17 protein-coding genes are annotated in these 24443 nt (G+C 61.1%); 15 read left to right on the forward strand and 2 right to left on the reverse strand.

Annotated elements, in window-relative coordinates:
• Positions 1–4 precede the first annotated feature (4 nt).
• The 3 genes from BV106_RS08890 to BV106_RS08900 are packed head-to-tail and all read left to right on the forward strand — an operon-like array spanning position 5 to position 3136.
• Positions 5–568 (forward strand): hypothetical protein, encoded by a 564-nt coding sequence (locus tag BV106_RS08890; protein ID WP_038163570.1) that lies wholly within the window; start codon positions 5–7, stop codon positions 566–568.
• A complete protein-coding gene (locus BV106_RS08895) occupies positions 511–1665 on the forward strand; it encodes a DUF4129 domain-containing protein (RefSeq protein ID WP_038163571.1) in 1155 nt (384 codons plus the stop codon). The genes BV106_RS08890 and BV106_RS08895 overlap by 58 nt, the downstream gene beginning before the upstream one ends.
• Complete coding sequence (locus BV106_RS08900; protein WP_038163573.1) at positions 1655–3136, forward strand: DUF4350 domain-containing protein; 1482 nt, start codon at positions 1655–1657, stop codon at positions 3134–3136. The genes BV106_RS08895 and BV106_RS08900 overlap by 11 nt, the downstream gene beginning before the upstream one ends.
• Positions 3137–3139: 3 nt before the next feature.
• Here BV106_RS08900 and BV106_RS08905 read toward each other — a convergent pair whose 3' ends face one another.
• Entirely contained in the window at positions 3140–4324 is a 1185-nt protein-coding gene (locus BV106_RS08905; protein WP_038163575.1) for a serine hydrolase domain-containing protein, read from the reverse strand.
• Positions 4325–4488: 164 nt separating this feature from the next.
• On the opposite strand from BV106_RS08905, the gene BV106_RS08910 reads away from it, so the two are divergent.
• From BV106_RS08910 to BV106_RS08935, 6 genes are all read left to right on the forward strand, one after another.
• The gene (locus tag BV106_RS08910; RefSeq protein WP_038163577.1) at positions 4489–6138 is read left to right on the forward strand and encodes a hypothetical protein; all 1650 of its coding nucleotides are present in this window, start codon (positions 4489–4491) and stop codon (positions 6136–6138) included.
• Between the two features lie 84 nt (positions 6139–6222).
• On the forward strand, positions 6223–8895 hold the full coding sequence (locus BV106_RS08915) for a hypothetical protein (RefSeq protein ID WP_038163578.1): 2673 nt from the start codon (positions 6223–6225) through the stop codon (positions 8893–8895).
• Between the two features lie 23 nt (positions 8896–8918).
• Positions 8919–9221, forward strand: coding sequence for a J domain-containing protein (locus tag BV106_RS08920; RefSeq protein ID WP_051945459.1), 303 nt, complete (start codon positions 8919–8921; stop codon positions 9219–9221).
• Positions 9218–9943: a nucleotide exchange factor GrpE gene (gene grpE / locus BV106_RS08925; RefSeq protein WP_038163580.1), complete on the forward strand. Its 726-nt coding sequence runs from the start codon at positions 9218–9220 to the stop codon at positions 9941–9943. Before BV106_RS08920 ends, grpE begins: the two co-directional genes overlap by 4 nt.
• A 21-nt stretch (positions 9944–9964) precedes the next feature.
• Positions 9965–11725, forward strand: a complete 1761-nt coding sequence (locus BV106_RS08930) for an Hsp70 family protein (RefSeq protein WP_038163582.1) — start codon at positions 9965–9967, stop codon at positions 11723–11725.
• Positions 11726–11732: 7 nt separating this feature from the next.
• Positions 11733–12053 carry a hypothetical protein gene (locus tag BV106_RS08935; protein WP_038163584.1) on the forward strand — a complete coding sequence of 107 codons (321 nt, stop codon included), beginning with the start codon at positions 11733–11735 and terminating at the stop codon, positions 12051–12053.
• A gap of 15 nt (positions 12054–12068) precedes the next feature.
• Here BV106_RS08935 and hisF read toward each other — a convergent pair whose 3' ends face one another.
• Positions 12069–12842, reverse strand: a complete 774-nt coding sequence (gene hisF, locus BV106_RS08940) for an imidazole glycerol phosphate synthase subunit HisF (RefSeq protein WP_038163586.1) — start codon at positions 12840–12842, stop codon at positions 12069–12071.
• A gap of 88 nt (positions 12843–12930) precedes the next feature.
• Here hisF and xerA point away from each other — a divergent pair, with 88 nt between their 5' ends.
• The 6 genes from xerA (at position 12931) to BV106_RS08970 (ending at position 23976) form a co-directional block, all read left to right on the forward strand.
• Positions 12931–13887: a site-specific tyrosine recombinase/integron integrase gene (xerA, locus tag BV106_RS08945; RefSeq protein ID WP_081891618.1), complete on the forward strand. Its 957-nt coding sequence runs from the start codon at positions 12931–12933 to the stop codon at positions 13885–13887.
• A 235-nt stretch (positions 13888–14122) separates the two neighbouring features.
• Positions 14123–15331: an efflux RND transporter periplasmic adaptor subunit gene (locus BV106_RS08950; RefSeq protein WP_051945460.1), complete on the forward strand. Its 1209-nt coding sequence runs from the start codon at positions 14123–14125 to the stop codon at positions 15329–15331.
• A 23-nt stretch (positions 15332–15354) separates the two neighbouring features.
• Positions 15355–15747 (forward strand): four helix bundle protein, encoded by a 393-nt coding sequence (locus tag BV106_RS08955; RefSeq protein WP_038163589.1) that lies wholly within the window; start codon positions 15355–15357, stop codon positions 15745–15747.
• Between the two features lie 23 nt (positions 15748–15770).
• Positions 15771–18974, forward strand: coding sequence for a multidrug efflux RND transporter permease subunit (locus BV106_RS08960; RefSeq protein WP_038163591.1), 3204 nt, complete (start codon positions 15771–15773; stop codon positions 18972–18974).
• A gap of 148 nt (positions 18975–19122) precedes the next feature.
• Positions 19123–22482 (forward strand): PSD1 and planctomycete cytochrome C domain-containing protein, encoded by a 3360-nt coding sequence (locus tag BV106_RS08965; protein WP_038163594.1) that lies wholly within the window; start codon positions 19123–19125, stop codon positions 22480–22482.
• Positions 22483–22527: 45 nt separating this feature from the next.
• Complete coding sequence (locus BV106_RS08970) at positions 22528–23976, forward strand: DUF1501 domain-containing protein (RefSeq protein WP_038163597.1); 1449 nt, start codon at positions 22528–22530, stop codon at positions 23974–23976.
• Positions 23977–24443: the final 467 nt, after the last annotated feature.

Consider the following 24443-nt stretch of genomic DNA (forward strand, 5'->3'; position numbering starts at 1 on the left):
TCCCATGGCCCACCGCCAGCCATCCCCCCTGCCCACTCTCATCACCCTGCTGGAGGAGGCCACCCACCTCTTGCGACGATCCACGTCGGGGGCGTGGCTCACCTACTACGCCTCCACCGTTCCCTTCGCGCTCTACCTGTTTTATTTCCTGAATGACATGTCCCGCTCTGCCAATGCGGGCACCCATGTCTTGGCGTCATCCCTGGTGCTGGCCCTGCTCTATGGCGTGATGAAGATCGGCCAGGCGCTGTACTGCGACCAGATGGAAGCGCTGGTCCAGGGCAGGCAACAGGCCGCGGCTCTGCCTTTCCGCGGGTGGTGCCGGCTCGTGGCCTCCCAGATGCTCGTTCACTCCACTGCCCCTTGGGTCCTGGTCATCGCATTGCTGGCCATGCTGCCTTTCCCGTGGACTTACGCCTTCTACCACAACGTCACCATTCTGGCGGTGGATCATTTCCGGCGGGGGGCACCACCCGGGAACTTATCCGGATCGCCGCCCGGCAGTCTCACTTGGAGTGGCTGCAGAACGCCACCACCATCGCCGTCATCAAGCTGGTGGCCTTCCTGATGTATCTCAATGTGTTCATCGGGTTTGCCATGGGTGCCATCCTCCTGAAGTCTTTCACGGGCATCGAAAACCCTTTCAGCATGAACTGGACGCTCTTTTTCAGCACTGGCATCCAGGGACTGTTGGTGCTGATTTGCTACCTGGGTCTCAACCCACTGGTGAAGAGCATTTACATCCTCCGGTGCTTCTACGGTGAGTCCCGGACCACGGGGGCTGATCTCTCGGTCATCCTGCGTCGCATCATCTCTCTGCGTGGGGCTACCGCAGGGGTGGCACTTCTGGTGGCGATCTGTTCCCTCTTCGCGGCGACTCCGGCTGTGGCCCAGTCCGCCGCGCCGGCCCAGGCGTCGGAGCGTGGTGGCGAGCTTTCGCAGAACATCGAGAGCGTGCTGCAAGGCTCCGAATACCAATGGCGCATGCCACGGGAGGGTGGGCCGAAAGTGGAGGAGGAGAGTTCCTGGCTCGCGAGCGGGTTCAAAGATCTGGGAGCCTGGATCAACAGCATGCTGGAGTGGATTGGCAATGCCATTGGTGACCTGATTGACTGGTTGTTTGGCGGGAAGGAGACACCTCTCGTTCCTTCCGAAGCTCCAGCGGATTCGGCCTGGATGGCCATGATGCCCAAGTTCCTGATGGTCCTGGCCGGCGTGCTCATCATCGGGGTGATCTGGCTCTTCATCCGCAACTGGCGTCAGTCCCGGCGCACCCAGCTGGTGGAGGCGGATGCGGCCCCAGCGGAGATTGACCTGGAAAGTGAGCACGTGGTGGCTACCCAGTTGCCGGAGAATGAATGGCTCCGTATGGCCCGCGAGAAGATGGAGGCCGGGGAGTTGAGGCTCGCCCTGCGGGCGCTCTTCCTCGCCACCCTGGCGCACTTGGGTGAGAAGCGCATGCTCCAGATCAACGGCACGAAATCCAACGGGGACTATGTGCGGGAGATCAACCGCAAAGCCCGCGGGCACGAGGATGTGCAGGCCAGCTTCCTGCGTCAGGTTCGCACCTTTGACCGCGTCTGGTATGGCTGGCATGAAGTCACGCACGAACTCATGACCAGCTTCCAGGAGGAACACGAGCGCATCACCCGCCATGCAGCGTAACAACGCAGTCCCTGTCGTCATCCTCGTCTTGCTGGGGTGCTTTGCCGTCTGGTGCCTTTCCAGCATCATCGGTCGGCGATTCTCGGCGGGGAATGCGTACCCGCCCTACTCGTCACTGCGCAGTGATCCCCTGGGGTCCCGGGTTCTGTTTGAATCTCTCGATCGTCTGGATGGCGTGCAAGCGCTGCGCAACTACCGCAGCCTCGACAAGCTCGAGGGTGGCCCTGGCCAGACGCTGATGCTGTTGCGCCTGACGCCGGCAGTCTTTGCTTCCAGGGAACTCAACGGCAAGGATGTCCAGGCCTTTGCCGCCCGGGGCGGCCGGGTGGTGATCACTCTGGACGGCCAGGTGGGCAACTGGCAGGAAATGGAGAATCGCGTGGACAAGCGTCGCGATGACAACGCTGATCGCCGCGAGCGCGAACAGTGGGAGAAGCGCAAGGCGGAGCTGGAGAAGATGCGTAAAGAGAAAGAGAAGGAGGATGAGAAGAAAAAATCGGCTGACGATTCCGCGGGCAAGAAAAGCGCAGACCAGCGCAAATCTGAAGAACGCGAGGAGCATATGGCCTGGCTCATGAAATCGCGGTCTCTGAAAGAGGTGCTCGGGCTCACCGTGAATCAACAGAACTTCGTCATGACCGCCAAGGGGGCGGTGAAACTCGAGAAATCTCCCGAACTGCCCCTGAAGGACGGCGAACTGCCCTCCTGGTACGGCCGGACATCCCTCAAGTTCGAGGAAACACCGGAAAAGAAACCGGTGACGGACGAGAAGAAGGCTGACGCGGCAGGGGACAAGGCGAAAGACGGGGCCAAGGAGGAAGAAGAGGAGGACGCCAAGCCAGTGTCCACGGCGGATCGCTGGACCGCTCTGGCGGCCGCAGACGGCGGGGTGATGCTCGCCGTGCAGCGCATCGGTCAGGGGAGTGTGGTGGTGGCCACGGACAGCTATTTCGCCAGCAATGAAGCGCTGCTGAAGGAGCGGGCTCCGCAGTTTCTCGCATGGCTGGTGGGGCCATCCCGGGAAGTGATCTTTGATGAGTTCCACATGGGCACGGTGGAGACGCCCGGGATCATGACGCTTTCCCGTCGTCTGCATCTCCAGGGGCTTTTCATCGGCGGTCTGGTCCTGTTTGGCCTGTTCATTTGGCAGAGCAGCTCCAGCCTGGTGCCTGCGGAGGATGTCTCGAGCAAGGAGTCAGAATCTGTGGTGTCCGGTCACGGAGCCACCGCGGGCTTGATCAGCCTGCTGCGGCGCGGCATTCCTCGCGGCCAGTTGCTGACCCGCTGCTTTGAGGTGTGGGAGAAGTCTGCGCGCCAGACGGGGGCGGCGGCGTCACGTGTGGCTGCGGCCGCGCAGGTCATGGCCCCGGTGAAGGGGATCAAGCTGCCGGCGCGTCAGGTCGCCAGCGTGTACCGCCAGCTTTGCGAGGTCCTGCACACCGGATCACGACGCAAGCAGGGCGGGGCGTGAGTTTCAGAGGCCTGCACCACCTACCAGCACATATCCTGCCGCCTGAGCGGAGAGGGTACCCATCCGCTCATAGATGGAGAGGATGTTGGTGCGCCCCTTGGTGCCGTGCAGCCGGCTGGAGAGAAAGATGTAGAAGCTGCCTGATGCCGGATCGATCCAGAGACAGGTGCCGGTGAACCCCGTGTGGCCGTAGGAGCCATCAGGAAACAACATGCCACGGGGCCGGCTGTAGCTGGAGTGGAGGTCCCAGCCCAGTCCCCGCTGGTCGGCCATGGCGGGTGGTGATTGCACGGAGGTCATCAGTTGCACCGTCTCCGGGCGCAAGACTCTGGCACCCTCCAGTTCGCCCTGTCGCAGCATCATGCGGGCGTATCGAGCCAGATCCCCGATGGTGCTGAACAGCCCGGCGTGACCGGTCACTCCGCCCATGCGACGGGAGGTGGGATCGTGCACAACGCCGCGGAGGAGTTGGCCGTTCTCATCATTCTCCGTGGGGGCGACGCGTGGCTTCAGCGCCTCGCCCGGCACATATGTCGTGTCCTTCATCCGCAGGGGATCGAAGACATGCTGCTTCGCAAACTGGTCCAGGGGTTGCTTCGCCACGCGGCTCACAAGCTCGCCCAAAAGGAGGAAATTGATATCGCTGTAGCGGAACTCGGCGTCCGGGAGGTGGAAGGGCTCGGTGGTGGTGATCAGCTGAAACCCGGCCGCCCAGCCTGTCCATGGCGGATTGAGCGGGATGCCCGGCCGGAGTCCCGAGGTGTGAGTCATCAGTTGTTTGATCGTGATGAACTCCCGTCCGCTTCCGGTGAACTCGGGTAGATGGCGGCAGACACGGTCGTGGATGTCCAGCTTGCCCTGCTCATACAGCAGCATCACTGAGGGAGTCGTGGCCACCACCTTGGTGAGCGAAGCGAGGTCGAAAATCGTGTCCGCCGTCAGCGGTTCCACCGCTGGCACGCGAGCTCTTGATCCGTGAAAGCCTGAAGCCACAACGCCCTGCTTCTCGATCCACCATTCGGCGCCAGGCAGCTGGCGGTTCTTGACGGCTTCTACCACCATCGCCCGGATCTCATCCAGACGGCTTCGCACCAGCGGCTGCGGGGCAGGGGACGCCGGAAGCGCCCACGTCCCGCTCAAAGGGGCCAGGGCGGCAGTCTGAAGCCAGCGGCGACGGCTGAACGGCATCGGCAAATTCTAACGGGAAATTCCGGGAAGGGAATCCTTGTCTGAAGTTTTCACAGGGCGTCCACCCGGAGGCTGCGGGCAGAACAGATGTTCTATGGTGGCCGACCCTGGCGTGAGCTAGCGTGACGGCCGCAGCTTTGCGGACACTGGTGAAAATAAAGTCGATGCCCCAGCCTTTGGTCTGGCTGGCCCTGGTGGCTGGTCTGTTCTGTCATGCCTTGCCTCTGAAAGCAGAAGACGCTGTGGTGTGGCAATGGTCTGCTCCGATAGAAGAAGGGATCGTTTCTCCAGAAACTCAAGCCGCTCCCCGCGCCTATCTGTGGATCCCGCCCACTTGCCAGAAGCTGCGAGGCGTGGTGCTGGGGCAGCACAACATGGAGGAGGAGCCCATCCTGGAGCATTCCAGATTTCGCAAGGCGCTGGCAGAGTTGAATTTCGCAGCCGTCTGGATCACTCCGCCGTTGGGCATGGACCTCCAGGCGGATACTGCGTTGGGCGGGAGGTTCGAGGGAATTCTCAGCGCCTTGGGCGCCGCGTCCGGGTACACGGAGCTGGGCACGGTGCCCGTGGTCCCCATCGGACACTCGGCTGCGGCCTCCTTCCCCTGGTCCTTCGCTGCGTGGAAGCCGGAGCGGACGTTGGCGGCCATTTCCATCAGTGGGCAGTGGCCTTATGCAAGGGATCCTGGCATTCCCAAACTGTCTGCGGATGCTCTCAACGGAGTGCCGGGTCTGGTGATTCTGGGGGAGTATGAATGGGCCTCAGATCGGGCGGGAGAAGGGCTTAAACAGCGTCGCGAACACCCTCGTCTGCCGCTGACCTTTCTGGCGGAGCCGGGAGGTGGGCACTTCGACGTCTCCGACGCCAAGGTGGACTTCCTGGCGTTCTATCTGCAAAGGGCCGTGCGATACCGCCTGCCGACTCAAGATGGGCAGCCGCTGGTGGCCCTTGATCCCAGTCGCGAAGGATGGCTGGTAGAGCGCTGGCGGCGTGATCAGCCCCGGAAGACTCCTATCGGGTCGGTGGCTCAGTACAGCGGAGATCCCGGTCAGGCGTTTTGGTGCTTCGACCAGGAAACGGCTCAGGGAATCGAGGGATTCGGGCACGAGCACGACAACAAGAAAGCCCAGTTGGTGGGCTACGAGCAGGCGGGCATCACGGTAGGGCAGGACAAGAACACTCATCAGCAGGTCACCTTGCCGTTCTTACCTGAACCGGACGGCATCACCTTCAAGTTGCGCGGCACCTTTCTGGACTCAGTGCCAGAGGGACGTCCCGAGAAATGGGCACAGCTTCCCGCTGGTGCGAAGATCGACCACGCCGCTGGAGAAGGGCCGGTTGTCATCCAAAAGATCTGCGGCCCGGTGACTCAACTCGGCCACGAGACCTTCCAGATCGCCTTTGGGCGACTTGGCTTCGACAACCCCCGGCGTTCCGGGGAGATCTGGCTGATGGCAAGCCATCCGGGAGATGGGGAGTACAAACGCGCCGTGCAGCAGGCGGTCCTGAAGATCCCGGTGCGCAACACTGCCGGCCCTGCCCAACGCATCACCTTTGCGCCCGTCCCCCATCAGAAGCCCGGAACGTCCACGGTGCCTTTAGTGGCCACCTCAAACTCCGGAGAGAAGGTGCGCTTCTATGTGCGTGAAGGCCCCGCCTGGGTGGATGGGGATACTCTTCATCTCACTCCGCTGCCACCTCGCACCCAGTTTCCTGTGAAAGTCACCGTGGTAGCCTGGCAGTGGGGCCGGTCCATCGAGCCGAAGCTGCAAAGCGCCGAGCCGGTGGAGCGAACCTTTGAAGTGGTGCGTTAGTTGCTGTTGGCTGTCAAATGAGGATTCCTCGACGGTCGCAGGTTGCGCGGGGCGGTGGGTGGGATAAAGAAATCTCTCCGCCGTATGAAGCCTGCCGCCCCCTCCAATTCCCCGGCCCCATCCGCCACAGACAAGGTGCGCAGCCTGTTGAACGCCAAGCAGTGGCGCAAAGCTCGTGATGAGGCGAAGCAGGGCTGCAAAGCGGACAAAGCGACATTCCTTCCTTTGTTGATTGAGGCCAACACCGGTTTGGCCTTGGAGATGATCTCCAAGAAGCAGATTTCTGAAGCGGAACAGGTGATTTCCTACCTCGCAACGATCGCCCCCAAGGAGATCGTCGATTTACTGAAGAAGGAAATTGTCGCGCAAAAGGAGAGCCTGGCGGGAGCGACTCCTGCCCCACCGCAGGCTTCCGCATCGGTTCGCCTTCCCACATTGGATGAGGTGACAGCACTGGCCTCAAAGCTCAGTTCAGGAGAGGAGATTGCTTCTTCTGATTGGGACCGTATTGATGCCTGGGTGGCAGAGTTGCTGTCGAGGAGCCTCCCGACCCTGAAGGAGGGTTCTTCCCAGGTTCTTCAGGATTTGATCGCGATTGGCAGCGCAGTGGAGGCCGTGGGCAATGGTGACTTTCCTGCAGCGCAGGACCTGCTGCGCCCCCTGTCGCTGAAATCTGCGTTGCAGCATTGGAAGTCGTTCCTGCGGGCAGTCGTCTTCACGCACCAGGGAGAGAAGGAAAAGGCCATCAAAGGATTCAGCACGCTGACGGCCTCTGCCTTCTTGACTCGGGCCTCCGTACCGTATCTCTCCCTTTTGAGGTTGCCGGCGGAGGCTGCGGCCAAGGCATCTGATGAACAGGTTGCATATGGCCTCCTCGCTCTGGTGGGAGGGGATCCCGGCTGGGCACCTGCCGTGGCAAAGGCCGAATCTCACTGGATCAAAGGCGAAGCCTCCCGGGCGTATCACGCACTGCGCAATGGCGCGAAAGGCAAGTTTCCCACGATTGCCCCGAATGCGGCTGGCTCGCTCACGGATCAAGTGTTTGCCACTGGGGAACTGAGTGATGACCGGCGCGATCAATTGCTGTCGGCAGTATTGGCCGACCTGCCGAAGGCGCTGGAACGCCACAAGGAGTCATTGGCCATGCTGCGGTGTGTCATGTTGAACCTGGACTTCCTGAAGGAAACGGACATCCCTACGGTATTCGAAACCTACCTTCGGGTTTGGAAAGCTGAGGCAGGGCTGTCCCCGGAAACGGAGGCTCTGGCCCGGGTGTGGTTGGCGGAAAAGTGGGCGGATGAGGCCACGGTGCCGTCGCGGATTCCCGGTCAGTTTGAAGTCCTGATGCGCAACCCCAAGGCTGCCCAAGCTGAGTTTGAGAAGGCCATTCGGCTCCGGCCAGATTGGGTGAAGCCCTATCTGGGGTTGTGCCGGGTGTTGGAGAGGATAGAGACAAATTCTTCCAAGCGGCAGCAGCTTCTTGACGGGATGTGCCAGCGGTTCGAGGAAGACAAGAATGTGCTGGTACTGGCCGCTGAGTCAGACCTGGAGTTGAGGAACTTTTCGAAGGCGCTTGCGATCCTGGAGAAAGCGCTGCGATTGGATCCTCTCGACACCCGTCTGCAGGAAGATGTAGTGTTTGCCAAGGCGGGTGAGATCATTGCGAAAGAGGAGAGAGCAGCCCCAGATGAATGGGCCGATGTGGAGCCTCTTTTGGTGAACGAGGCCAAGGTCCAGGCGCGATCTCGGTGGTGCATGCGGTTGATCCAAGGGGCGGGCCATCAACGTGGCAGCTTCGCAGCGGTCCGTGAAGAGGGCATGGCCCTGGCACCCCATCCTCTGGTGGCGGTCTATTTCGAGCGGATGTTCTGCATTTGCTTTATTTTGCCCGTGCCCAAGGACAGCGCGGCGCGCTGGAAGGCGGCGCTTCCCTCAGTAAGTACGGAAACAATCATCCAGTTGCTGGATGTCTTTGAGTATTGGGTTTTGCGACGCAAGTCTGACGGTGAGGACAAGCAGGCTCGAGGTCCTCTGGAGGCAGCCATGGCAGCGGTGAAATTCAAAACCGCTTCAGCAGAAGCCGTGCTGAAGCTGGCCGACGCCCTGGTGTCGCGCGTGACCAAAGGTGCGAAAGATGCTCAGTTCAGGGAGCTGTGCGACTACCTGATTTTTCTCCTGCACAAACGTTTCCTTTCGAAAGAGCACAAGCCAAAGTCAGACCCGCGCTTGAGACTTGCAGTAGCCGTGTTGGACGATTTGCGGTGTTTCCGCGAGACCGTTTATGAGCCGGAGTTCTATCTGAAGAATCTGGCGAAAGATGCCACCGCGGCAGGTCTGCCGGTGGTAGCTGAGAGGGCTCGCAAGCTGCTGCACAAGGTGAAGGAACTTCACTCCAAGAGAAGGGGGCACTTCGACGATCCGATTGTCGAGGTTATCCCAGCTGGGCCGGACGGCTACGCTGATGATGAATCAGGCCTCTCCAATGACGACATCCGTGGGTTTATGGATATCATCCTCCAGATCAAGGATACCCATCCACGCGATGTTGCCGCCTTCCGGAAGCGGGTGATCAAAGAGGGCGTGATACCGGTCGAGATGTTTGACCTGCTGGTTGACTTCGCCATGCATAGCTCAGACGAGGAGCTCGCCGAAATCATGATGGGTGAGGACGAAGATGACGATGAGCCGGATCCTCCGCCCAGCAAGCCGAAGGGGCGTGGAAAGACCGCCCATCCTGACCAGCTCGACTTGTTCTAAATCTTCCACCCCCCTGTTAACTCATGAATCCCTATCTTGAACTGGGTGTCACCGAAAACGCGGGTGACGAGGAAATACGCCTCGCGTATGTGAAAGGCATCCAGACACGCTCTCCAGAAAACGATCCGGCAGGTTTTCAGCTGCTGAACGCGGCTTATGAACGCATCCGCACGTCTGAGCTGAGGGACATGTGGCGGCTTTTCCGGGACGCTGCCCCGGGGGCTTCGCTCTTGGATGCCCTGGCCCGCTACCTTCAACAACCCGGGGTGGCCCGGCCCATGCCCGCCGCCCAGTTCAAGCAGTACCTCCGTCTTTGTGCCAAATGAATCCTTCTTTTCCCCTTCCTCACGGATCCGATGCTGATCCGGAAAGTTCCTCTGCTGGCCTCGAGTGGAAGTCGGCCCTGCGCGCGGAGTTCGAAACCTGGCTTGAGTCTGTCGATCAATTGGCTGAGCCGGAGGCGGATGAAATTGCAGCAGCTGAGGAAGCGCCTAGTCTGAGATCCTTCTACGAGCAACTCACCACTGCAACCACGGAGTGGCGTCGCTCGGGGCGCCGTACGGCTGATGTGCTCGCCCGGCTGGGCGACTCGCTCTCCGCCCTGGGTGAGGAGACTCGCCAGTTGCGTTTGCAACGATCTCAGGAGGAGCAGGGAGATGCTCTCCCCTCAGACTGGTATCTGGCGCTGATCGAGACGGCCGACAAGATCCGGCGCATCCAAACCGCTTTCGATAGCCCTCCTCAAGTGTCTCCCACCTGGTGGCCTTCCGCCCGTGCTGGCCTGCAGACCTGGCGCAATGCGTGGCAGGTTCAGGGCGAAGCCTTCGCGATTCTGTCCGGGCATGTGGACGGACAGTTGAGGAAGGCCGGGCTGGAAAGGATCGTCACTCAAGGCCGGATCCTTGACCCAGCCGTGATGACCGCTGTCAGTGTGACGGTGGACGGATCGGTGCCCGATCAGACGGTGATCGAGGAAATATTACCCGGCTACCAGAGGGGCGGTCAGCTTGTCCGCGCCGCCCAGGTCCGGGTCTCCCGCTCCGCATAGAACCCCTCAGAAATTTACATCATGTACGAAGTTATTGCAGGCATTGACCTTGGAACCACGAACTCCGCCGTTTGTGTGGTGGAAGACGGCGCGCCTCGAATCCTTCCCGTCCACGGCCAGCCCACGATGCCAAGTGCCGTGGGGCTGGATCCCACCGGGAGACTCATCGTGGGACAGGCTGCCAAGAATCAGCAGATCTCTGCACCAGAGCGCACCATCACCTCCATCAAGAGGCTCATGGGGGAGGACACGAAGGTCACGCTGGGTGACCGGGAGCTTTCTCCAGAGGAGGTCAGTGCGCTGATTCTTAAGGAGCTGAAGCTGGCCGCTGAGACAGAGCTGGGGGTACCGGTGAAAAAGGCGGTGATCACGGTGCCGGCGTTCTTTAACGAGCGCCAGCGCAAGGCCACCCAGGTGGCGGGGGAGCTGGCCGGTCTGGAAGTCGTCCGGATCATCAACGAACCCACTGCGGCAGCGCTCGCCTATGGGGCCGGCCGTCAGGAAGGGGAGACCATGCTGGTTTATGACCTGGGCGGCGGCACCTTCGATGTCTCTCTGGTGCGCGTGGAGTCCGGAGTGGTCGAGGTGAAGGCCAGCCATGGAGACACTCATCTGGGCGGCGATGACTTTGATGAGGAGCTTGTCCGGCTTGCCTCGGAGCGTTTTCGCTCGCGGCACCGCACGGAAGGCGAGCTCCCTGATCTGGTGCGGAGGCGTCTGAAAGGCACCATGGAGTCTGCCAAGATCCGCCTGTCTGAAGAAACCTTTGTTCAAGTGCAGGAGGAGTATTTGCAGGCCGGTCAGCACCTCGACACAGAGGTGTCACGCGCTGAGTACGAGGAAATGATCGAGCCCTGGCTGGAGAAGACGTTGACCTGCTTGCACAGCACGTTGCGGGACGCGGGCATGACCAGCGCGGAGGTGGGCAAGATCATGCTTGTGGGCGGAGCCACACGGACGCCGGCGGTGCAGGATTTGCTCAGAGAGCGGCTGGGACTTGAGGCTCATTTTGAGATCAACCCGGATCTCATCGTCGCCATGGGGGCGGCGGTACAGGGGGCCATCATCGCCGGGCAACCGCAGCGGGCCATTCTGGTGGACATTACTCCGCACACTTACAGTGTGGCAGTGGTGGATCAAAACGTGGCGCACAGTCTGGTCTGTGACCCGATCGTGAACCGGAACACGCCTCTTCCGGCCAAGCGGGCTAAGACTTTCTACACGCTATTTGCCGGCCAAAAAGAGGTGAATGTAGAGGTGTATCAGGGGGAGGGTGCATTGCCCGAAGACAATCTCCTCGTGGGCGATTTCGTTGTGTCCGGGCTTTCCATCAATGCTCCGGAAGACAGCCCCATCATCGTTGAATTTCACCTGGATCTCAATGGCATGCTCAAGGTGACTGCCACGGAGAAATGCACGCGGCTTGCCAAGACGGTGGTGCTGGACACGAGAGGGCAGCACCTGCTCGACCTGAAAGCGGCCCGGGCCAATCTGGAGAGCTACTATGACGCAATCGCTGGAGATTCCGCCGAAGAGGAGGGGGCCTTCGACGGTGCAGACGAGGAGGACGGGGATTTGAACCAGGAGTCCTTGCTTGCCACGGCGAAGTCTCTCCAGCAGCGAGCGGAATTGCTTCTGGACAAAGGTGTGTCCGATGATGACGCCGGGGAGATCCGCCGCCTGCTGGATCTCATTGGTACCGCGATCGCAAGCCAAGAGTGGAGCCAACTGTCCAAGCATTCCGATGCCTTGGGCGACGTCTTGTTTTACCTCGAAGATTGATTGCCCCATGCCTGTGCGCTCCATCACCTGCCCAGCCTGTGGGAAGTTCAATGAGATCGAGGATGCCAATCTCGCCTGCCGTCGTTGCAGTACGGACTTGGAGCCTCTCCTGAGCCTTGATGCCGCGGCCGCAGGGTTGCGACTTCTAGGGGCCCGGGCCCTCCGCCAGCAGCAGCCTGAAGAGGCGCTTGCTTTGGCGGGGCAGGCTTGGGGGTTGAGCCCCAGCCGCGCTACTGCCCAGGTGGCAATCCTCGCATCGGTGGGGTGCCGGGACTGGGAGGGGCTGATGTGCTGGAGACAGCGTCTCGCAGCACTGTCAGGTGCTTAGAGGCGGGGATCCTTTTTACAGCCGCACGGGGATGCCCTTGCTGGCCAGATGGCGCTTCACGTCACCCACAGTGAACTCGCCAAAGTGGAAGATGCTCGCGGCGAGCACGGCATCCGCCTTGCCTTCCTGGAGGACGTCCACCATGTGGTCGAGATTGCCCGCCCCGCCACTGGCGATCACGGGAATGGTGACGGCTTCGCTCACGGCGCGGTTCAGGGGCAGGTCATAGCCCGCTTTCGTACCGTCAGCGTCCATGCTGGTGAGGAGAATCTCACCCGCACCGCGGCGACAGGCCTCGGCGGCCCATTCCACGGCATCGATTTCCTTGCCATCCCGCAGGGCAAGTTTCCGTCCGCCGTGTGTGTACACCGACCAGGAACCCCGGTCGTTGCGCTTGGCATCGATGGCGACCACGAGTGCCTGGCAGCCAAAGGCGGCAGCGCCTTCGTCGATCACGCTGGGATTGAAGAGAGCGGCGGTATTCAGGCTGACCTTGTCGGCACCGGCCAGCAGCATCGTGCGCATGTCGGCCACCGTGCGGATGCCTCCGCCCACCGTGACTGGCATGAAGCAGCGCTCGGCGGTGCGTTCCACCACGTCCACGATGGTGCGGCGCTCTTCCACGGCAGCCGTGATGTCCAGGAAGACTAGCTCGTCCGCGCCCTGGTCGTTGTAGGCCACGGCGCATTCCACGGGATCGCCGGCATCACGCAGTTCCAGGAACTTGGTGCCTTTGACGACGCGGCCGTTGTTGACGTCCAGGCAGGGGATGATGCGCTTCGTGAGCATGAGAGACGGTGGGAAAAGGGGAAAGGTTGAATATCTTGGTTAGACCAGATTGGCAAAAAAGCGAATCCTGCGAGAAGATGAGGCCGTCATGGCCGCCGCTGCTCCCAGAAAGTCAGGCAAGAAAGAGGCTCCCTCCCGCCGGGAACCGGAGGGCATGGAGCGGTCGGAACTGGAGATGGACTTTCTGACGTTCATGGAGGTGGAGCGATCGGCTTCGCCCAAGACGCTGGAGAACTACCGGCATGCCATGAGTACGTTCCGGAAGAGCCAGCCGGCGAGCATGACCTGGGAGGCGCTGACGCCGGACGACTTTCGCCTCTATCTCTACGAACAGATGAAGGCGGAGCTGGGCCGTTCCACCATCCGCCTGCACTTCGCCGCCCTCCGGTCGTTCTTCAAGTTCCTGACGCGCCGCCGGGGCCTGGTCAACAACCCTCTCCTGGAGGTGCAGCTTCCCAAACCCGAGAAGAAGCTGCCGGTGGTGCTGACGCTGACTCAGGTGGAAACCCTCCTGAATCTGCCCTTGAACACACCTCGGGAAAAGCAGGCCCCAGCGTGGGCTCCCGAGCGGGATGCAGCCATCTTGGAGCTGTTCTACAGCACAGGTATTCGAATCAGCGAGCTGGCCTCTCTGAACGTGGAAGACGTGGATGTGTACTCGGAGACCTTGCGGGTGATCGGGAAGGGCCGGAAGGAGCGCATCTGCCCGGTGGGCGGTCCCGCCATCCGGGCGATGCAGCGGTATCAGAGCCGCTTGGGCGTGTACAACGGGCCGCTCTTTCGCAGCAAGGTAGGCAAGCGCATGACCACGCAGGCCATCAACAACGTGGTGGAGAAGTACTGGAAACTCTCCGGTGTGCCCGTGCAGGTGACCCCGCACAAGCTGCGGCACAGCTTTGCCACCCACCTGCTCAACAATGGCGCGGACTTGCGCAGCGTGCAGACCCTCCTGGGCCATGCCAGCCTGAGCACCACCCAGATCTACACGCACGTCACCACGGAGCGGATGAAGGAAGTGTACGAAGATGCTCATCCCCGGGCATAATGTGCTGCCCTCACAGCCTGAGGACATTTCCGGGCAAAAACGTCACGGACTTTTCCTGTCCAGCCCGGCCTGAAATGGGTGTTGTTAGGATGCCCATGCAGATTTACCCGGGGTCAGAATGCAAGTGTACACTTGCAACTGTTTGACCCCTTCGGACGTACAGCCAATACCCCGCTTTCGCTGGAGGGCGGGTGGCCCGAGCTGCAAGGCTGGCAAAATACCCCACGAATTTCACATGATCCAACGCGCTCCATTGTTCCTTCTCGCGGTTGCAGGCCTGTCCGGTCTGGCCATCACGTCATGCCAGAAAAAGGCCAGCGATACAGCTGCCGCAGCATCCACCCCCAAGGTCACCGTGGCGGCACCGGTCGTGAAGAAGATCATGGAGTGGGACGAGTTTGTAGGCCGTCTGGAATCACCCAAAATGGTGAACCTGCGGGCCCGCGTTGGCGGTTATCTGGAGAAGATCCATTTCAAGGAAGGTGCGGAGGTGAACGCCGGGGACCTGCTGGTGACGATCGACCCACGTCCCTACGAAGCCGCCGTAGAAGGGGCCAAAGCCGAGCTGGACCGCAATCGGACCCGTTCGGAACTGGCTCGCAATGAGTCCAAGCGGGCGGAAACGCTCATCAAGTCCCGCGCGATCGCCGCAGAGGACTATGATGCCCGCCTCAAGGCCGCCGCCGAAGCGGACGCCGCCGTGCGCGTGGCGGATGCGGCGCTCAAGACGGCCCAGCTGAATCTGGAGTTCACCAGCGTGCGCGCGCCCATCAGTGGCCGTATCAGCAATGCCCCTGTCACCGAGGGGAACCTCGTGACCGGCGGCGAAAAAGATTCCACGCTGCTGACGACGATTGTTTCCTTGGACCCGATCTACTGTTACATCGAGGTGGATGAACAGAGCGCGCTGAAGTACCGCCAGCTCTACCGTGAAGGCAAGCGTCGCAGTGCCATCTTTGAGACTGTGGAAGCCCAGATGGGGCTCTCCAACGAGGCCGGATTCCCTCGCAAGGGCATCATCGACTTCGTGGACAACCAACTCCGACCGGACACCGGCACCATCCGCGCTCGTGGCGTGTTTGCCAATGCCGACAAGCTCATGGCCCCCGGCTTCTTCGCCCGGGTCCGCATCCCTGGTTCAGGTGAATACGAAGGACTCCTGATTCGCGACAACGCCATCGGCAATGACCAGGGCCGCACCTATGTCTTCGTCATCAACGGCGAGAACAAGGCCGAGTACCGCCCTGTCGATGTGGGCCCCATGGAAGACGGCCTCCGCGTCGTCCGCTCCGGCCTGAAGGCGGGTGAGAAAGTCGTGATCAACGGCCTCATGAACATCCGCAATGGGGCCGCGGTCCAGGCGACGGAGGAAGCCATGTCGATACCTGCACCTGATGCGGACAAAGCCGGTGTAACGGCTTCGGCGGCGGCCCCAAAAAATTAGGAATTCTGAATTCTGAATTAGGAATGAGATCCGACACGCGCGGTGCCAACGCAGTGCTGGACAAAAGCTATGCTTTTGCCCTGGAGGTGGTTCAAGTTTACAAGGCCATGACCGAGAAAAAGGAGTATGTGCTCTCGAAGCAGTTGCTGAGAAGTGGCACGAGCATTGGAGCGAATGTTGAAGAAGCCCAGGCTGCGCAAAGCACAAAGGACTTCGTCAACAAGCTCTCGATTGCCTGCAAAGAGGCGAGGGAGACTCGCTACTGGCTGCGGCTTCTGGACCAAAGTCAGCTCTGTGCCCTGAACTTCGTGCCCCTGCTTGAGCGTGCGGAGGAACTCATCGGAATTCTGAATTCCATCATCAAAACCACCACGGAGCGGCAATCGGCCGCCCTGAAGCCCATTCCTAATTCCTAATTCAGAATTCCTAATTTCCCCCTATGAATTTGCCGAGGTTTTTCGTAGATCGCCCTGTCTTTGCTGCAGTGGTGAGCATTGTGATCACATTGCTAGGAGGTCTGGCATATTTCCAATTGCCGGTCTCTCAATATCCGGAAGTGATCCCGCCGACGGTGGTGGTGAGTGCGACGTATCCGGGCGCGAATGCGGAAGTTCTTGCGGATACCGTGGCGACGCCGCTGGAGCAGGAAATCAACGGGGTGGAGAACATGCTCTACCTGTCATCTTCATCGACCAGTGACGGTCGATTGTCGATCACCGTAACCTTCAAGCTGGGCACGGACTTGAACCAGGCGCAGGTGCTGGTGCAGAACCGTGTGAATGCCGCGCTGCCGCGTCTGCCGGAAGAGGTGCGACGACTCGGGGTGACGGCGCTCAAGCGGTCGCCGGACTTGACGATGGCCATTCAGTTCTATTCGCCCGATGACACACGCGATGTGTTGTACCTGGCGAACTATGTGAACCTGCAGGTGCAGAACCGCATTGCTCGTGTGCCCGGCGTTGCGGAGGCCTCCACCTTGGGCGGCTTGGATTTCACGATGCGCATCTGGCTTGATCCAGAGAAGCTGGCGGTTCGCAATCTGACGGCGGGTGATGTGGTCAGCGCCATCCGTGAGCAGAACGTGCAGGTGGCCGCAGGTCAGCTTGGGCAGCCACCCGCCCCGAGCGGACTTCAGTTCCAGTACACGCTTACCACTCAGGGACGTCTGCGCAGTGCAGAGCAGTTTGGCCGGATCGTGCTGCGCACGGGAACCAGTGGGGATGTGATCCGTCTGCAAGACGTGGCTCGCATTGAACTGGGTGGCAAAGACTATGCCGTGAAGAGCTATCGCGACGGCAAGAACTCAGTCTCGCTGCGTGTCTTCCAGCTTCCCGGCACCAATGCGCTCCAGACCTCGGACGCGGTGTATGCTGCCATGGATGACATCAGCAAGCGTTTCCCGCCGGGTGTGGATTACAGCATCAACTACGATCCGACCAAGTTCGTGCGTTCCTCCATGAAGGCGGTGCTTCACACCCTCGTGGAAGCCGTGCTGCTGGTGGTGCTGGTGGTGGTGGTCTTTTTACAGAGCTGGCGCGCCTCCGTTATTCCGCTTCTCGCCGTGCCCGTGTCGTTGGTGGGGACCCTGGCGGTGATGTCGGCTTTCGGGTTCTCGTTAAACAACCTCTCCCTTTTCGGCCTGGTACTGGCCATCGGGATTGTCGTGGATGATGCCATCGTAGTGGTGGAGAACGTGGAACGCTATCTTGCCAAGGGCTTCACACCCCGAGAGGCCACCTTGCGAGCCATGAAGGAAGTGACGGGACCGGTGGTGGCCATCGCCCTGGTGCTGTGCGCAGTGTTCGTGCCCACCGCCTTCCTGGGCGGCATCACAGGTGAGTTCTACCGCCAGTTCGCCCTCACCATCACGGCTTCCACGGTGATCTCCGCGATCAACTCGCTCACACTTTCCCCTGCACTTGCGGCCCTGCTTCTGCGTCACCACGAGGCCAAGCCAGACATCATGACCCGGATCATCGAAGGGCTGCTGGGCTGGTTCTTCCGTATTTTCAACCGGGTCTTCGGTGCCATGTCGGACATGTATGCGAAGAGCGTCGCCAAGATCATCCGCCAGGCCATCCTGTCGTTGCTGATCTATGGGGGGCTGATCGCCTTTGCCGTGCACGCCTTCAAGAAGGTGCCCAGCGGATTCATTCCGGCCCAGGACATGGGTTATTTCATGACGGTGATTCAGTTGCCAGACGGTGCCTCGTTCGAGCGATCGGATGAGATCGTGCGCCGGGTGGATGCCCTCGCTCGCGAAACCCCTGGCGTGGCCCACACGTTTGCCATCTCCGGCTACTCGAACGTGCTCCAGGCCAACCAGAGCAACCTGGGCGCGTGCTTCATCATCCCGGATGAGTTCGAGAATCGCACGGATCCCTCGCTCAGCGCCAATGCGTTGATGGCCACGCTACGCAAGAAGTTCGCGGACATCCAAGAAGCTCGCGTGCTCGTGCTGCCACCACCGCCTCTGCGCGGTCTCGGCAATGCCGGGGGCTTCAAGCTTCAGGTGGAGGACCTCAACAATGCCGGTCTGCCGGCTCTGGAAGCGGCTACGCGCAAGTTCCTGGACGCTCTCGCTGCCGAGCCTGGCTTCTCCTCCATGATCACCGGTTTCCGGGCGAACAATCCCCAGTTTAACCTGGTAATCGATCGCGAACGGGCGAAGACGATGAACGTCTCCATCTCCGCGATCAACGACACCCTCCAGACCTACCTGGGCTCGACGTATGTGAACGACTTCAACCTCTTCGGCCGCACTTGGCAGGTGATGGCCATGGCGGAGCCGGGAAACCGGATGAAGCCGGAGGACATCGGCCGCTTGCGCACCCGCAACATGAATGGCGAGATGGTGCCCCTCGGGGCTCTGGTGAAAGTGGAGCGCATCGGGGGTGCCGACCGCGTCCAGCGGTACAACATGTTTGTCTCCTCTGACATCAGCGGCAGCACCTCGGCCGAGATCAGCTCGGGTGAGATGATTCAACGCGTGGACGAGCTGGCCAAGCAGCACTTGCCGGAGGGCTTCGACTACGAGTGGACCGACCTCACCTACCAGCAGATCCTGGCGGGGAACTCCATCGTGTACATCTTCCCGCTGTGCGTGTTGTTCGTCTTCCTCGTGCTCTCTGCGCAGTATGAGAGCTGGGCCCTGCCGCTGGCGGTGATCCTGATCGTGCCGATGTGTCTCCTCAGCGCCATCGGTGGAGTGTGGATCTCCGGCATGGATAACAACATCTTCACCCAGATCGGTCTGGTGGTGCTGGTGGGCCTGGCGTCGAAGAACGCCATTCTCATCGTAGAGTTCGCCCGACAGCAGCAGGATCTGGGCATGTCCCGGTTCGACGCGGCCGTTGAGGCCTGCCGCCTGCGCCTTCGTCCCATCTTGATGACCAGTTTCGCCTTCATTCTGGGCGTGTTGCCGCTGGTGCTGGCCAAAGGGGCCGGTGCCGAAATGCGCAACGCGCTGGGCACCGCCGTCTTCTACGGCATGCTCGGGGTCACCTTCTTCGGCCTGATTTTCACCCCGGTCTTCTACGTGGTGATCGCCAAGTTCATGAAGGACCGCAAGGAGATCAAAGACACCCCAGATGCCCTGAAACTGCCTCACACGGTCCCTCATGCCACTCCTGAGGGGGCGTAAGGGACTTTCCGGGGATTGAAATTGTGCCGGTTGCTGGCAGCTTAGTTGCTGCCCGCAACCGCTTGGCAGGCCGAAAGAATGGGCTTTGGCGCACGTATCCTATATCCGTGGCCGCCCGTTTCTCACTCTGCTGCGGAATCCCCTCACGATGGCCTCAAAATTCTCCATTCACGCCCTTCTGGGTGGCTTGATCGCCGCCGCTCCTGGACTCTTGGCGGCGGAAGCCCAGCCCACGTTTCCCGGGGATCAGATCGAGTTCTTTGAGAAGAACGTCCGGCCCATACTGGTGGAAAGCTGCCAGGATTGCCATGGCGGACATCGGCACGAGAACGGCCTCCGGCTGGACTCCCGGGCCGCCATCCTGCGCGGCAGTGACTACGGCCAGATCGTGGTGGCTGGCAATCCGGAGGGCAGCAAGCTCCTCAAGGCGGTGAAACATGCTCCCGGTGTGGAGGCCATGCCCAAGAAAGGGGACAAACTGAGCGCCTCCCAAGTGGCCGCCCTGGAGAAGTGGGTCGCCATGGGCCTCCCTTGGCCGCAGGAAAAGGAGCAGGCGGTGGGTCACCACGACAAGCCCTCCTGGCAGGAACATTGGGCCTTTCAGAAAGTCGCCAAACCGGCGGAGCCCGCCCTCACCAAGCTCAAGGGCGAGGTGAAGAATGGCGTGGACAAGTACGTGGCGGCCAAGCTGGAGGAGGCCAAGCTGGCCTTCGCCCCGGCGGCTGACCGGGCGACGCTCGGTCGGCGTCTCTATCTGGACCTGACCGGCCTGCAGCCGACGTTTGAAGATCTGCAGAAGTTTGTGAACGATAAGTCACCCGACGCGGTGGCCAAGCTGGTGGATCAACTCCTGGACTCTCCCCGCTATGGCGAACGCTGGGCGCGGCACTGGCTGGACGTCGCTCGTTACTCGGACGTGGACGGCTATCGTGCCGGCGGCGTGGACAATCGGTTCCCGTATTCCTTCACCTACCGTGACTGGGTGGTGCAGGCCCTGAACAAAGATCTGCCTTACGACCAGTTCATCACGCAGCAGTTGGCGGCGGACAAGCTCCTGCCCCCTGCACAAGGGCAGGCCGACCCGTCTCTGGCGGCCCTCGGCTTCCTCACCATTGGGGATTATTTCCTCGGGGACCGATTGTTGCAGAATGACGACCGTATCGACGTGGTGAGCCGCGGCCTGCTGGGACTCACTGTCGCCTGCGCCCGCTGCCACGACCACAAGTACGACCCCATCCCGAGCAAGGACTACTATGCGCTGTACAGCGTCTTCAACTCCAGCGAGACGCCAGACAAGCTGCCCGTGATTGGGGAAGCTGCCGACAAGGCGGCTGCCGAGGACTTCAAAACCAAAGTCGCAGCGATCGAGAAGGACATGCAGACCTTCCGTCAGGAGGTCTATGGCGACATCCGCAACAGTGCGCGTCTGCGTGAGTATCTGGTGTTCGCCCGTAAGGCTCTGGATCTGCAGAGCGAACAGTTCCGCGGTGAGGCGGGCAAGGCCAAGCTGCGTGATCGCTATGCCGATGGACTGCGTGACATGGTGAAGCGCAATGCCTATGTGGCCAAACCACATCCCGTGATGCTGGCGTGGAAGAAGCTCTCCGATCTGCCGGATGGCGAGTTCGCTGCGAAAGCCCCGGCGCTGGTTCAGGAGCTAACCAAACCCGAGAGCCCGGTCAACGCCGTGGTGAAGAACGAGCTGGCCAAGCGGCCTGCCCCCAAGTCTTTCGACGAGGTGGCGGGGCTCTACAGCGATGTGTTTGTGACCTGCATCACCGGCAAGGAGCCGGACAACGCCGACTGGCAGGCGGTGCGCGCCATGCTGATGGATGGCAAGTCTCCCATGTCGGTGCCGGTGGATCAGATCGACCGTTTCTTCACGCGGAAAGACCGCGAGCACATGACCCAGCTGGAGAACAAGATCACCAAGCTGGAGCTGACCTCCGAAGGGGCGCCGCAACGTGCGATGGTGATGCTCGACAAGGAGAAGCCCGCAGATGTGAAAGTGATGATCCGCGGGAATCCGGGGCGTCAGGGCGAACCGGCCCCGCGTGGTTTCCTCACTGCCCTGGGTGGCCAGAAGTTCAGCGAGGGCAGTGGTCGCCTCGAGCTCGCCAAGCTGATCTCCAGCAAGGACAACCCCCTGACGGCGCGTGTCATCGTGAACCGCGTGTGGATGCATCACTTCGGGAAGCCGCTTGTCAGCCAGCCCAGTGACTTCGGCGTGCAGACGCCCAAGCCAGAACAGGCTGCCCTTCTGGACTACCTCGCCGCGAGCTTCATGGAGCAGGGCTGGTCGCTGAAGAAGCTGCATCGCCTGATCCTGACCTCCCGCACCTATCAGCAGAGCTCTGTCACCACACCGGAGAAAGAGACCAAGGACGCGGAGAACAATCTGCTCTCCCACTTCAACCGCCAGCGCTTGGACTACGAAAACATGCGTGACAGCCTGCTTCAGGTGAGTGGTGCCCTGAATGTTGCCAAGGTGGGCGGGCGCTCCACCCTCCCGGAGACCCCGGATGCCGACAGCCGGCGCAGTGTTTACATCTTCGTGAACCGATACGAGCAGGCCACGGTGCCCGCCACCTTCGACTTCGCGAACCCGGATACGCTGAGCCCGCAGCGCTTCGTCACCACCGTGCCGCAGCAGACGCTGTTCCTCATGAACAGCCCGTTCATGAAGTCCCGGGCGGACCAGGTCGCGCAGAAAGTGCCTGCGAACAACAGCGGCATCGATTCGGAGAGCCTCAAGGTGCTCTATCGCCAGGTGTTGCTCCGCGAACCCTCGCCTGACGAGGTGGAGATGGCGGGCCGTTTCGTCAACGACGCAGGCTCTCTCCAGAGCGGCAGTCCCTTCACTTGGGAGTTCGGGTACGGGAACGTGAAGCGCGACGCGCCGAATGGCCCCGTGAACGTGCAGTTCAACGGCTTCAAGAAGTTCTTCAACGACAAGAAGATGGGCATCGTCTGGCAGGGTGGCGACAAGGTGCCTGATCCGGTTTCCAACTACACCTTTGCCCGCCTGTCGGATGGCAAGATCACGAGTCATACCGGCGATGGCGACATGGCCAATATCATCCGCTGGGTGGCTCCTTCAGATGCGGTCATCCGCATCTCTGGCGTACTCCAGCATGGTAGTCCCAATGGCGACGGTGTGACCGGCTGGATCATCAGCAGCCGCACCGGTCTGGTGAAGGAGGCTCAAGTGGCCCCCAATACGGGCCGCAACATGGCCGTCGATCGCCTGGAAGTGAAAGCGGGCGAAACGCTCGATTTCTGCGCCACTCCCGGCCCGAAGCGAGACAACACCAACGACGGCTATCGCTGGACCCCACGCATTGAACGCCAGGACTCCGCCGCCACCGGTTTCACCATTTGGACCGATGCCGGTCGCGATTTCGTCGGCCCCGGCCACTGGCCGCTCAATCTCGCCCGGCCCCAGAGCCCCCTTTCTCAGCTCGCCCACGTATTGCTTATGAGCAACGAATTCCAGTTTGTCGAATAAGCACGCGAGCCATTCCGCATTCCGAACTCCCCATTCCGCATTCCTATGTCTCACCACGGTTTTAATCCAGAACACTCCTTCCTGACCCGCCGGCAGATGCTGAATCGCATTGGCATGGGCTTTGGGACGATGGCGCTGGGGCAGTTGTTTGGAGGCATGGCGTCTGCGGCGGTGAGCAATCCGCTGGCCCAGCGCAGTTCCCAGTACGCCCCCAAGGCCAAGCGGGTGGTGCATCTGTTCATGAACGGCGGCCCGTCCCATGTGGACACGTTCGACCCCAAGCCCATGCTGACCAAGTATGATGGCAAGGTGCTGCCGAACACGCTGCGCACGGAGCGGCCCACGGGGGCTGGCTTGAAGTCTCCGTTCGAGTTCAGGAAATACGGTCAGAGCGGACTGGAGGTGAGCGATCTGTTCTCCCACACCGCCCAGCATGCGGATGACATGTGCGTGATCCGCTCCATGCACGCCGATGTGCCGAACCATGAGCCTTCCCTTGGTCTCATGAACTGCGGCGAGTCGCGCCTGAACCGTCCGAGCCTCGGATCCTGGATCACCTACGGCCTGGGTTCAGAAAACCAGAATCTTCCTGGCTACATCGCCATGTGCCCCGGCGGCATGCCCATCCGCCGTACGAAGAACTGGCAGTCCGCCTTCCTTCCCAGCGCCTATCAAGGCACCTACATCAACACCAACAATGAAGAGGTGGAGAAGCTGGTGGAGTTCATCAAGAACCCCTCGCTGGATTTCAAGCAGCAGCGCCGCCAGCTCGACCTGTTGACCCAGCTTAACGAGCGGCACCTCGCCGAGCGCCAGAAGGATCAGCAGCTTGAGGCCCGGGTGCAGAGCTATGAACTGGCCTACCGCATGCAGATGGAGGCCAGTGATGCCTTTGACATCAGCAAAGAGCCTCAGTGGGTGATCGACATGTACGGCGCCAAGCCGGGCCGTGAGAACGCCTTTGCCCGCCAGTGCCTCATTGCCCGCCGCCTCCTGGAGCGTGGCGTGCGCTTCCTGCAGCTCTGGACCGGCGACGGTCAGCCATGGGACAACCACGATGAGATTCTCGAGCACAAAAAGCTCGCGGAACGCACGGACAAGCCCATCGGCGCACTCATGACCGATCTGAAGATGCGTGGGTTGTTTGATGAAACTCTCCTCTTCTGGGGTGGTGAGTTCGGTCGTACTCCGTCCGTGGAGCTACCCACTCCGGGATCCAACGCTGGCAAGCAGCGCGGTCGCGACCACAACCACTACGGCTTCAGCATGTGGATGGCGGGCGGCGGCGTGAAAGGCGGCCAAGCCTACGGGGCGACGGACGAATTTGGCTTCCAGGCCGTGGAGAACAAGATGCACGTGCGCGACCTGCACGCCACCATCCTCGCCCTGCTTGGGTTTAACCACGAGAAGTTCACCTACAAGTACGCCGGTCTCGACTTCCGCCTCACGGGTGTGGAGGATGGTCCGAAGGTGGTGCGTGAGCTGATGGCGTAGGGTTGGGGGTTGTCCTGTTGGCGCTTCAAAAGCCGCGGCAGCGTCTTGGAGTGCTGGCGGCTTGACGCCGCTTTCGCTGGCTGGTGGAGGTGGTTGTGCCTTGAACCTTGGTCCGGCTGGTTGATGTGTGCGGTGGTGTTGGGCTTCGCTGGTGCGTTACCGTCCTTCGTGTTTTGTCGTGGTCAGAAAACGGTGTCGAGCCACCGTACTCCAAGAGGCTTCGCGACAGCGGGCGTGATGGGGGCGCGGTTGACGAGGGAGGTTGGATGCTCTGGGTGAGGTCAATTTCAGATTGCCCTCTCAAAGGTCGCGGCAGCGTCTTGGAGTGCTGGCGGCTTGACGCCGCTTTCGCCGGCTGGTGGAGGTGGTTGTGCCTTGAACCTTGAACCTTGGTCCGGCGGGTTGGCGTATGCGGTGCCGTTGGGCTTCGCTGGTGCGTTGTCGCCCTTCGCGTTTGGTCGCGGTCA

Source organism: Verrucomicrobium sp. BvORR106 (genome assembly GCF_000739655.1).
Taxonomy (GTDB): Bacteria; Verrucomicrobiota; Verrucomicrobiia; order Verrucomicrobiales; family Verrucomicrobiaceae; genus Verrucomicrobium.